This is a genomic window from Micromonospora chalcea, from assembly GCF_028768405.1.
In the GTDB taxonomy this organism is placed as follows: Bacteria; Actinomycetota; Actinomycetes; order Mycobacteriales; family Micromonosporaceae; genus Micromonospora; species Micromonospora chalcea.
The window spans coordinates 350,110-361,476 of record NZ_CP118233.1; the positions used below are offsets into that span (position 1 = coordinate 350,110).

9 protein-coding genes are annotated in these 11,367 nt (G+C 73.5%); 5 read left to right on the plus strand and 4 right to left on the minus strand.

Annotated features, from left to right (window positions below; translation table 11 throughout):
• Window positions 1–16: 16 nt before the first annotated feature.
• On the minus strand, window positions 17–4,012 hold the full coding sequence (gene hrpA, locus PVK74_RS01580) for an ATP-dependent RNA helicase HrpA (RefSeq protein WP_274478000.1): 3,996 nt from the start codon (window positions 4,010–4,012) through the stop codon (window positions 17–19).
• A gap of 142 nt (window positions 4,013–4,154) precedes the next feature.
• Between hrpA and PVK74_RS01585 the strand changes: the two genes are divergently transcribed.
• Window positions 4,155–4,622 carry a cytidine deaminase family protein gene (locus PVK74_RS01585; RefSeq protein ID WP_233607707.1) on the plus strand — a complete coding sequence of 156 codons (468 nt, stop codon included), beginning with the start codon at window positions 4,155–4,157 and terminating at the stop codon, window positions 4,620–4,622.
• Window positions 4,623–4,631: 9 nt separating this feature from the next.
• Here the strand turns inward: PVK74_RS01585 and PVK74_RS01590 are convergent, their stop codons facing one another.
• On the minus strand, window positions 4,632–4,991 hold the full coding sequence (locus PVK74_RS01590; RefSeq protein ID WP_274478001.1) for a YciI family protein: 360 nt from the start codon (window positions 4,989–4,991) through the stop codon (window positions 4,632–4,634).
• Between the two features lie 102 nt (window positions 4,992–5,093).
• Between PVK74_RS01590 and PVK74_RS01595 the strand changes: the two genes are divergently transcribed.
• From PVK74_RS01595 to PVK74_RS01610, 4 genes are all read left to right on the plus strand, one after another.
• Window positions 5,094–6,140 (plus strand): FecCD family ABC transporter permease, encoded by a 1,047-nt coding sequence (locus PVK74_RS01595; protein ID WP_069089930.1) that lies wholly within the window; start codon window positions 5,094–5,096, stop codon window positions 6,138–6,140.
• A 152-nt stretch (window positions 6,141–6,292) separates the two neighbouring features.
• Window positions 6,293–7,282: a FecCD family ABC transporter permease gene (locus PVK74_RS01600; RefSeq protein WP_274478002.1), complete on the plus strand. Its 990-nt coding sequence runs from the start codon at window positions 6,293–6,295 to the stop codon at window positions 7,280–7,282.
• Window positions 7,279–8,121: an ABC transporter ATP-binding protein gene (locus tag PVK74_RS01605; RefSeq protein WP_069089928.1), complete on the plus strand. Its 843-nt coding sequence runs from the start codon at window positions 7,279–7,281 to the stop codon at window positions 8,119–8,121. Before PVK74_RS01600 ends, PVK74_RS01605 begins: the two co-directional genes overlap by 4 nt.
• A gap of 32 nt (window positions 8,122–8,153) precedes the next feature.
• A complete protein-coding gene (locus PVK74_RS01610) occupies window positions 8,154–9,098 on the plus strand; it encodes an ABC transporter substrate-binding protein (protein ID WP_274478003.1) in 945 nt (314 codons plus the stop codon).
• A gap of 55 nt (window positions 9,099–9,153) precedes the next feature.
• Here the strand turns inward: PVK74_RS01610 and PVK74_RS01615 are convergent, their stop codons facing one another.
• Window positions 9,154–10,413, minus strand: a complete 1,260-nt coding sequence (locus PVK74_RS01615; RefSeq protein ID WP_274478004.1) for an Nramp family divalent metal transporter — start codon at window positions 10,411–10,413, stop codon at window positions 9,154–9,156.
• A gap of 266 nt (window positions 10,414–10,679) precedes the next feature.
• A complete protein-coding gene (locus tag PVK74_RS01620) occupies window positions 10,680–11,327 on the minus strand; it encodes a hypothetical protein (RefSeq protein WP_043325072.1) in 648 nt (215 codons plus the stop codon).
• Window positions 11,328–11,367: the final 40 nt, after the last annotated feature.

Genomic DNA, 11,367 nt, shown 5'->3' on the forward strand with positions numbered 1-11,367 from the left:
CGGCCGGCGCGGCGGATCAGCGGCCCTCGGCGTCGTCCATGGCCCGGTAGATGCGCTGCTCGGAGACCGGGTAGGGGGTGCCGAGGGCCTGGGCGAACACGTTCACCCGCAGCTCCTCGATCATCCAGCGGATCTGGCGGGCCGCCGGGGTCGCGCGCCGCGGCGGGGGCAGCGCGGCGAGCATGTCCTGGTACTCCTTCTGCACCACCGCGATCCGGTCCTGCTGCTGTTTGTCGCGCTGCGGGTTGCCGGGCAGCCGGTCCAGCCGCCGCTCGATCGCGGTGAGGTAGCGCAGCAGGTCGGGCAGGCGCGCGTAGCCGGTCTCGGTGATGAAGCCCTTGTGCACCAGGCCGGTGAGCTGGGCACGGATGTCGGCCAGCGCGGCCACCACCGCCAAGTTGCGGGTCGCGCCGAGCCGCTGCTCCACCGTGTACGCGGCGGCCAGCACCCGGCGGACCCGGTCCATCACCTCGACCACGGTGTCCACCAGGTCGGCCCGCACCTTGTCGCGCAGCGCGGCGAAGCCCTCGGCGTCCCAGGCCGGGCCGCCCGCGTCGCCGATCAGCTTGTCGATCGCCGCGCCGGCCGCGTCCTCGATCAGCTCCGGCACGCTGCCGTGCGGGTTGCGGGACAGCGCCAGCTTCGCCTCGTTGCTCAGCCGCCCCTGGAGGAACTTCGCCGGCGACGGCAGCGTCAGCCGCAGCAGCCGCCGGGTGCCCGCCCAGTGCGCGGCCTCCTGCTCGGCGGCCGAGTCGAACACCTTCACCCCGACGGTGGCGCCCTCGTCCACCAGCGCCGGGTACGCGGTCACCGCGAAGCCGGCGCGGACCTGCTCGATGGTGCGCGGCAGCGCGCCGATCGACCACTCGGTCAGCCCGGAACGGGCCACGTCCGGCGCGGCGGCGGCCACGACCTGCCGTACCTCCTGGCGCAGCTCGCGTTGCAGCGCCGGCAGGTCCTTGCCCTCGGCGACCGGTTTGTCGTCCTCGCCGAGCACCCGGAACGTGACCCGCAGGTGCGGCGGCAGCTTCCCCGGGTCCCAGGCGTCCGGCGGCACTGTCACGCCGGTCATCCGGCGCAGCTGCCGGGTCAGCGCGGCCAGCAGCGGCTCCTCGCCCGGCGTGATCGCGGCCAGCGCGGCGCGCGCGTAGTCGGGCACCGGCACGAAGTTGCGCCGCACCGGCTTGGGCAGCGACCGGATCAGCGCGATCACCAGCTCCTCGCGCAGCCCGGGCACCTGCCAGTCGAAGCTCTCCGCCGGCACCTGGTTGAGCAGCGGCAGCGGGATGTCCACAGTGACGCCGTCGGTCGGCGCGGTCGGGTCGAACGTGTACGTCAGCGGCAGCGTCACGCCGTCGGCCCGCCACTCGTCCGGGAAGTCCTCCTCGTCCACCCCGCCCCGGCCGTCGTTGACGAGCAGCTCGCGGGTGAACGTGAGCAGGTCCGGCTGCTCCCGGCGGGTCTTCTTCCACCACGAGTCGAAGTGCCGGCCGGAGACCACGTCGGCGGGGATGCGCTGGTCGTAGAAGGCGAAGATGGTCTCGTCGTCGACCAGGATGTCGCGGCGCCGGGCCCGGTTCTCCAGCTCCTCGATCTCGGTCAGCAGCTTCTGGTTGTCCCGCCAGAAGTGGTGGTGGGTCTGCCAGTCGCCCTCCACCAGGGCGTGCCTGATGAACAGCTCCCGGCTGAGCACCGGGTCGATCCGCCCGAAGTTCACCTTGCGCGAGGTGACGAGCGGGATGCCGTACAGCGTGACCTTCTCGTAGGCCATCACCGCGGCCTGCTTCTTCTCCCAGTGCGGCTCGCTGTAGCTGCGCTTGACCAGGTGCTGGGCCAGCGGCTCGACCCACTCGGGCTCGACCCGCCCGGCCACCCGCCCCCACAGCCGGGACGTCTCCACCAGCTCGGCGGCCATCACCCAGCGCGGCGGCTTCTTGAACAGCGCCGACCCGGGGAAGATCCCGAACTTCGCGCCCCGCGCGCCCAGGTATTCGTGCTTCTGCGCGTCCTTGAGGCCGAGGTGCGACAGCAGGCCGGGCAGCAGCGACTGGTGCACCTTCGGGGTGTCGATCTCCTCCGGCAGGTCGGCGCCGGCGCCGCGCCGGCCCTCACCCTTGTCCGAGGTTCGCAGCACCTGGCGCAACTGGCTGACGATGTCCTGCCACTCCCGTACCCGGAGGTAGTTGAGGTATTCGGCCTTGCACATCCGGCGGAACGCGCTGGAGGACAGCTCCCGCTGCTTCTCCCGCAGGTAGCGCCACAGGTTCAGGTACGCGACGAAGTCGGATTCCTTGTCGGCGAACCGGGCGTGCGCCTGGTCGGCCTGGGCCTGCTTGTCGGCCGGGCGTTCGCGCGGGTCCTGGATGGACAGCGCGGCGGCGATCACCACCACCTCGGTGGCGCAGCCGTTGCGTTCGCCCTCCAGGACCATCCGGGCCAGCCGGGGGTCGACCGGGAGCTGTGCCAGCCGCCGGCCCAGCGCGGTGAGCCGTTTCGCCGGGTCGGTCTCGGCCGGGTCGAGCGCGCCCAGCTCGTGCAGCAGGTTCACGCCGTCGGTGATGTTGCGCCGGTCCGGCGGGTCGATGAACGGGAACGCGGCGACGTCGCCGAGCCCGATCGCCGTCATCTGCAGGATGACCGAGGCCAGGTTGGTGCGCAGGATCTCCGGGTCGGTGAACTCGGGGCGGGAGTCGAAGTCCTGCTCGTCGTAGAGGCGGATGCAGATGCCGTCCGAGGTACGCCCGCAGCGGCCCTTGCGCTGGTTGGCGCTGGCCTGCGAGACCGGCTCGATCGGCAGCCGCTGCACCTTCAGCCGGCTGGAGTAGCGGGAGATCCGGGCGGTGCCCGGGTCCACCACGTACTTGATGCCCGGCACGGTCAGCGAGGTCTCCGCGACGTTGGTGGCCAGCACCACCCGGCGGTTGGAGTGCGCGGCGAAGACCCGGTGCTGCTCGGCGGTGGACAGCCGGGCGTACAGCGGCAGGATCTCGGTGCCGAGCAGCGACCGCTTCTTCTGGACCAGCTTGCCCAGCGCGTCGGCGGTGTCGCGGATCTCCCGCTCGCCGCTGAGGAACACCAGGATGTCGCCCGGCCCCTCGGCGGCCAGCTCCTCGACCGCGTCGCCGATGGCCTGGATCTGGTCCCGGACGTTCTCCTCGTCGGCCTCGTCCTCCTCCTCGGCCTCGGTCACCTCGACCAGCGGCCGGTAGCGGACCTCCACCGGATAGGTGCGTCCGGAGACCTCGACCACCGGCGCCGGGTTGCCCTCGGCGTCGGCGAAGTGCTTCGCGAACCGGTCGGTCTCGATGGTCGCCGAGGTGATGACCACCTTGAGGTCGGGCCGGCGGGGCAGGAGCTGCCTGAGGTACCCGAGGATGAAGTCGATGTTGAGGCTGCGCTCGTGTGCCTCGTCGATGATCAGCGTGTCGTACTGCCGCAGCATCCGGTCGGTCTGCAACTCGGCCAGCAGGATGCCGTCGGTCATCAGCTTGACCAGGCTGTTCTCGCCCACCTGGTCGGTGAAGCGCACCTTGTAGCCGACCACGTCGCCCAGCTCGGTGCCGAGCTCGTCGGCGATCCGGTCGGCGACCGTACGGGCCGCCAGCCGGCGGGGCTGGGTGTGCCCGATCAGGCCGGCGATCCCGCGCCCCAGCTCCAGGCAGATCTTGGGGAGCTGGGTGGTCTTCCCGGAGCCGGTCTCACCGGCCACGATCACCACCTGGTGGTCGCGGATCGCGGCCGCGATGTCGTCCTTGCGCTCACTCACCGGCAACTGCGCCGGGTAGGTGATCGCCGGCACGGCCGCGCGGCGCGACTCCAGCCGGGCCTCCGCGCGGGTCACCTCGGCCGTGATCTCGGCCAGCGCCGCGTCCCGCCGCTGCGGGTCACGCAGCCGCCGCACGCCGTCGAGCCGCCGCTGGAGGCGGCGCTGGTCGCGGAACATCAGCGGGGCGAGGCGGCGGTGCAGGTCGCGGGCGGTGTCAGGGGCGGCGGGTACGGCTGGCTTCTGCATGTCGTCGCCAAGGATAGGCAGCCGCGCGGCGGACCGCCCCCGGGTTACCGGCGACGGGCGCGCCGTCACCGGCGGGCCGCCCGGCGGGGATAAAGTTGCCGCCGACGGGGGCCGACGGGGCCGACGAGGGGCGGGGATGATCATGCGGGACACCGACCGGGCGCTCGTGCAGGCCGCCACCGCCGTGGCGAAGCTGCGCTGCCGCAGCGACAACCACACCGTCGCCGCCGCCGTACGCAGCACCGACGGCCGGGTGTTCAGCGGCGTCAACGTCTACCACTTCACCGGCGGCCCGTGCGCCGAGGTGGTGGCGATCGGGGCCGCCGCGACCCAGGGCGCCGGCGAGCTGGAGACGATCGTCGCGGTGGGGGACCGGGGCCGGGGCGTCATCCCGCCGTGCGGGCGCTGCCGTCAGGTGCTGCTCGACTACTTCCCGGCGATCCGGGTGATAGTCGGGCCGCCGGACGGGCTGCGCGCGGTGCCGGTGAGCGACCTGCTGCCCGAGACGTACGTCTGGTCCGACCAGCAGGTCGAGGTGCCGGCCGGACCGCGCGCCCCGCTGTGGCCGACGCCTGTGGTGCCGGGCGTCCGGCAGGCCGCCGAGGACTGACCCGCGCGCTCAGTCGCCGGCTGCGGCCTCCAGCATCGAGCGGGGCACCGGCACCTGCTCGAAGCGGACCTGCCCCTCCGGCACCATCCAGCTGCTCACCCGCGCGACGAGCCGGCCCGCGCGGACCGCCGGGTCGTTCGCGTACAGCTCGCGGGCCATCTGCGGGTCCACCGACAGCACCGCGAAGCCACGGATCCGCTCGTCGTCGCCGTCGAGGAACGGCCCGGCCGCGAGCACCGCGCCCTGCTCCACCAGCCCGGCCTGGTGCGCCAGGTGGGCGTCCTGGATCCGGTCGAGCGCGTCCTGCGGCAGGTCCGGCGCGTCGTCCGGGCGGACCAGGAGCACCACCGTGTGCCTGTCGAATCGCATGCCCTCAGGCTAGGGGTTGCCGGGCATCGACACCGGCGGGTTAGGTGCGCCTTACCAGGTCAGCTAAGGTGAGGCGTACCTAACCGGAAGGCGTGCCACCCCGTGACCACCGTCGCCGTCCGGCCCGCGCGGGCCGGGGCCCCCGCCCGCCGTGGCGCACCCCGCCGCATCGCGGTCACCCTGGCGGCGGCGCTGCTGCTCCTGCTGGCGCTGCTGGCCAGCCTGGCGCTCGGCAGCCGGCACATCCCGGTCGACCAGGTGTGGCACGCGTTGGTGTCACCGGACGGCGGCGACGCGACCACTGTCGTCCGGGACATGCGGCTGCCGCGTACCGTCCTCGGGCTGGTCGTCGGCCTCGCGCTGGCGCTGGCCGGGGTGCTGTTCCAGGCGGTCACCCGCAATCCGCTGGCCGAGCCGCGCATCCTCGGCATCAGCGCCGGGGCCTCGTTCGGCGTGGTGCTGGCCATCGCCGTGTTCGGGGTCGGCACGCTCGCCGGGTACGTCTGGTTCGGCATCGCCGGCGCGCTGCTCACCGGGCTGCTCGTGTTCGCGGTCGCCAACCGCGCCCGCGACGGCGCCAGCCCGGTCACCCTCGCGCTCGTCGGCGCGGCCCTCGACGCCGGTCTCGGCGCCATCGTGTACGCGCTGCTCAGCATCGACGCCCGCACGTTCGAGGAGTACCGCTTCTGGGTGGTCGGCGGGCTGACCGGCCGGGGCGTCGGCGTGGCCGGTCAGGTGCTTCCGTTCGTGGTGACCGGCGTGCTGCTGGCCCTGCTGGCCGCGCGTGGTCTGGACGCGCTCGCCCTCGGCGACGACGTGGCCCGGGGGCTCGGCCACCGGGTCGCCCTGGTCCGGCTCGCCGCCGGCGGCGGTGGCGTGCTGCTCACCGGCGCCGCGGTGGCCGCAGCCGGGCCGATCGCGTTCGTCGGGCTGGCGGTGCCGCACCTGGCCCGGGCGCTCGTGGGCGCCGACCACAGGTGGACGCTGCTGGTCGCCGCGCTGCTCGGCCCCGCGCTGGTGCTGGCGGCCGACGTGACGGGCCGCCTGGTCGCCCCGCCCGGCGAGATCCCCGCGGGCATCATCACCGCCCTGCTGGGCGCCCCGCTGCTGGCCTACCTGGTCCACCGAGCCAAAACGGTGACGACATGACCACCCCGGTCCCCCGCACAGACTCCCGCGATCTTGCACTTGCCGCCCCGGCGAAAGGGGCGATCCCGGCGCGGTCGGGGCAGCAAGTGCAAGATCAACGACGTGGGCCGCTGGGGGCCGGGCGCGGGGTTCTGCGGGTCGGGGCGGCGGTGGTGGTGCCGTTCCGGTGGCGTCCTGTCGTTCTGGCGCTGGTGCTGTTCGTGCTGCTCTGCCTCGCGGTGGTGATCAGCCTGTCGCTGGGGACGCCGTACGTGGCCCCCGTCGACGTGGTGCGGTCGCTCTCCGGCGCGGGCACCCCGTACGACCTCGTGGTGCGCGACCTGCGACTGCCTCGCGCCGTCCTCGCGGCGGTCGCCGGGGCGGCCTTCGGCGTGGCCGGCACGCTGATCCAGAGCGTGGCCCGCAACCCCCTGGCCAGCCCTGACGTCATCGGCGTCACCCAGGGCGCCGGACTGGCCGCCACGATCGCGCTGACCAGCGGGGCGGCGGCGGTGCTGGTGGCGCCGGCGGCGCTGCTCGGTGGCCTGGCCGCGGCGGTGCTGGTGTTCGCGCTCGGCGCCCGGCACGGCCTGGCCGCCCAGCGGTTCGTGCTCGCCGGCGTGGCGGTGGCCTTCGCGTTCCGGGCGCTGATCGAGGTCGTCATGCTCACCGCCGACCCGATCGACGGGCTGCGCGCGCAGATCTGGCTCATCGGCACGCTCGCCGGCAAGGGGTGGAGCGAGGCGGCCTGGATCGCCGGCACGCTCGCCGGGCTGCTGCCGGTGCTCCTCTGGGCCGGCTGGGCGCTACGCAGCAGCACGCTCGACGACGACACCGCGCGGGGGATCGGCCTGCGGCCGGTGGCCCGGCGCATCGGCCTGGCCGGCACCGGCGTGCTGGCCGCCGCGATGGTCACCGCCCAGGTGGGCGCGGTGGACTTCGTGGCGCTCGTCGCCCCGCAGGTGGCCCGCCGGCTGGCCCGGACCGAGCGACCGCCGCTGCTCTGCGCCGCGCTGCTGGGCGCGTTGCTGCTGGTGCTCGCCGACCTGGGCGCCCGGCGGCTGCTGGCGCCCACCCAACTGCCGGCCGGCGTGCTGACCGCGGCGATCGGCGGGCCGTACCTGATCTTCGTGCTGCTGCGCACCCGAGGGAGGCGCTCGTGACCGCGCTGCTGTCCACCCGCGACCTGGTCGTCGGCTACGAGGGCCGGACCGTGCTGGACGGACTGGACCTCGACCTGCCGGCCGACACGTTCACCGTGATCGTCGGCCCGAACGCCTGCGGCAAGTCGACGCTGCTGCGCACCATGGCCCGGCTGCTCACGCCCCGGCGGGGCGCGGTGCTGCTCGACGGCGCGGCGATCCGGGACCTGCCCACCCGGGACGTGGCCCGGCGGCTCGGCGTGCTGCCGCAGAGCCCGCTGGTGCCCGAGGGGATCACCGTGGCCGACCTGGTCGGGCGCGGCCGGCAGCCCTACCAGCGCTGGTGGCGGCAGTGGTCGGCCGAGGACGGCCGGGCGGTCGAGGAAGCCATGCGGCTGGCCGACGTCGCCGGGCTGGCCGACCGGGCGGTGGACACGCTCTCCGGCGGCCAGCGCCAGCGGGTGTGGATCGCCATGACGCTGGCCCAGGACACCGACGCGCTGCTACTGGACGAGCCCACCACGTACCTCGACCTGGCCCACCAGGTGGAGGTGCTGGACCTGCTGCACCGGCTGCGCGCCGAGCGGGGCCGGACCGTGGTGGCCGTGCTGCACGACCTCAACCAGGCGGCCCGGTACGCCGGTCACCTGATCGCCATGCGCGACGGCGCGGTGGTCGCCGCCGGCGAGCCGCGCGAGATCCTCACCGCCGACCTGGTCCGCGACGTGTTCGGGCTGGACTGCGTGGTCGTGCCCTGCCCGGTCAGCGGCGCCCCGCTCGTGGTGCCGGCCCTCACCCAGACCTCGGCCGTTCCGGCCGCCACGCCGGCCACGGCCGGCGTCCCCGTCGGTGACGCCTGAGCGCGCCGACCCGCACCACCGAAAGGAACACCATGCGTCGTCTCGCCGTCGCACTCACCGCCGCGCTCGCCCTCGGCGTCGGTCTCACCGCCTGCGGGGAGAGCGATCCCGTCGGCGGCGCCGGCACCGGGGAGACCCGGGAGATCACCCACGCCATGGGCACCACGAAGGTGCCGGCCGAGCCGAAGCGCGTGGTCGTGCTCGACACCGACAAGATCGACACCGCGCTGTCGCTCGGCGTCACCCCGGTCGGCGCGGCCACCGCCGGTGAGGCGAAGAGCTGGCCCACCTACTTCGGCGCGGACAAGCTCGCCGGCATCACCGAGGTCGGCGTGCTCACCGAGCCGGACCTGGAGGCGATCAACGCGCTCAACCCGGACCTCATCCTGGGCAGCAAGTTCCGCCAGGAGAAGTTCTACGACGAGCTGTCCAAGATCGCCCCGACCGTGTTCACCGAGAAGGTCGGCATCACCTGGAAGGAGAACTTCCTCCTCGACGGCGCGGCGCTGGGCAAGGAGCAGCAGGCCAAGGACCTGCTGGCTGAGTACGAGAAGCGGGCGAAGGACTTCGGCGCGAAGCTCGGCGACGCCGCGTCCCGCAAGGTCTCCATCGTGCGCTTCATGCCGACCGAGATCCGCCTGTACGGGCCGGACTCCTTCTCCGGCATCGTCGTCGGCGACACCGGCCTGGGCCGCCCCGAGCGGCAGATGCTCGCCGGCAAGGAGGACAAGCGGATGGACCGGGTCAGCCCGGAGCGCATCGCCGAGGCCGACGGCGACGTGGTGTTCGTGACCGCGTACGGCGAGAAGGCCGCCGCCGAGCAGGCCAAGGTCACCGGCGGCACGCTGTGGAAGGGCCTGTCCGCGGTCAAGGCCGGCAAGGCGCACGTGGTCTCCGACGAGATCTGGATGACCGGCATCGGCGTGGGCGCCGCCAACAAGATCCTGGACGACCTGGAGAAGTACCTGTCCGCCTGAGCCCCGATCACCAGCGCCCGTCCAGCCGCACCGGGCCGGACGGGCGCTGGCGTGTTCAGACGGCCAGCTGCCAGAGCAGGAACGCGTTGAGCGCCACCACGAACGCCGTGATCGCCACCGCCGCGGCGGTGGTGGCCCGCCGGTTGACCAGGCTGCCCATCAGGTCCCGGCGCCGGGTGAACATCACCACCGGGATCAGCGCGAACGGGATGCCGAAGCTCAGCACCACCTGCGACAGCACCAGCGCCCGGGTCGGGTCGACGCCGATCGCGAGCACCGCCAGCGCGGGCAGCAGCGTGATCATCCGGCGGATCAGCAGCGGGATCCGGCGGCGCAGGAAGCCCTGCATGATGATCTCACCGGCGTACATGCCGACGCTCGTGGAGGCGAGGCCGGACAGGAGCAGCGCGACCGCGAAACCGACCGCGGCGGCCGTACCGAGCGTGGTGGCGAGCCCGGCGTGCACGCCTTCGAGGGTGTCGGTGCCCGGGATCGACGTGCCGTGGAAGCTGCTCGCCGCCACCAGCAGCATGGCCAGGTTGACCGCCCCGGCGACGCCGAGCGCGATCAGCACGTCGACCCGCAGGCCCTTGGCGATCACCCGTCGCTGCGCCTCGCCCTCGGCGGGCAGGCGGTTCGGCGTCAGCGCCGAGTGCACGTAGATGACGTGCGGCATCACCGTCGCGCCCAGGATGCCGGCGGCGAGCAGCATGCTGTCGGTGCCCTGCATGCGGGGCAGCAGGCCGGCCGCGGCGTCGGACACGTCTGGCTGCGCGGTGACCAGGTTGACCGCGAACGCCAGCACGATCACCCCGAGCAGCACCGCGATGGCGATCTCGAACGTCCGGAAACCTCTGGAGCGCAGCGCCAGGATGGCGAACGAGGCGGTGCCGACGATCAGGCCGCCGGGCAGCAGCGGGACGCCGAACAGCAGGTACAGCGCGACCGCCCCGCCGATCACCTCGGCCAGGTCGGTGGCCATGGCTACCAGTTCGGCCTGCGCCCACATGACCCGGTTCAGCGGCCGGGGCAGGTGCTCCCGGCACAGTTCGGGCAGGCTGCGCCCGGTGGCCAGGCCGAGCTTGGCGGTGAGCGTCTGCACCAGCATGGCGGCCAGGTTCGCCGCCACCACCACCCAGACCAGCAGATAGCCGTACCGGGCCCCGGCCGTGGAGTTGGTGGCGAAGTTGCCGGGGTCGACGTAGGCGACCGCCGCTACGAACGCGGGCCCGAGCAGGATGAGGCGTCCGCGTACCGGGCGCGGGGCGCGGGCGGTCCGCAGTGGGGGTACGACAGGCGAGTCGTTTGTTACCACTGGTGCTCCTCGACGGACGACGGGCGGCGGGACGAGACGACGACCGGCGGGGGCGAGGCGGAGTCAGGCGGGTTGTTCCCGACTATTACTCACATATGCCACTAACCTGAGCCCAGAGGGGAAAGCGCACACGAGGGACGGTGTCGCCCCGCCGCGGCGGCTGCTCCGGCCCGGTCGGTCGCCCGGGGCGCAGCACGCCGAACGGCCGTCCCGGGTGCGGGACGGCCGTTCGGTGGGGCGGCGGTGAGCCGGGTCGGATCGGTCGGTCAGGCGGCGGTGGACCAGATGGCGCGGAACGCGGCTGCCTCACCGGCCAGCCACTGCTCGATCTGCTCGGGCTTGACGTCGGCGGGCATCCGGTGCGCCTCGCCGCGCCGCACGTCGACCAGGACCGGCTCGGCGTGCGGCAGCACCGCGTCCATGTGCCGGGCCATCAGGTGCAGCGTGGCCAGGGTCGCCTCCTCGCTCGGCGGGGCCTCGTCGAAGTGCAGCCGGATCGCCTCGGCCCGGCCGTCGGCGTACCGCACACCGAACTGCGGGTTGATCTTCACGGGCAGGTCACCCAGCATCGCCAGCGCGTCGCGGGTCTGCGCCAGGTCGACGCCGGCCGGCTCGCCCAGCGACTGCAGCCAGCGGGTCGCGCCCGGCACCAGCGCCTCGTAGAGCGGGCGCCAGCGCGGCTTGACCAGATCGGCGACCTGCGCGAGGTGGGTGCCGCCGGTGTGGAACGCGACGTCGGCCTTGAGCGCCTTGACGAACTGGCCGTGCGGGTTGAAGCCGTGCCGGCTGGCCCGCTGCCGGCGCAGCCCGCCGACGAAGGTGGCCTTGGTGGGCCCGGTGCGGTCGACGTACCGGGTGAATCCGAGGAGGGTGGCGTAGGGGGTGACAGGGGTCGCGGAGGTGGGCGCAGTCACGAGCATCCTCCCAGGTCAACAGCTCGATTAGTACATACAT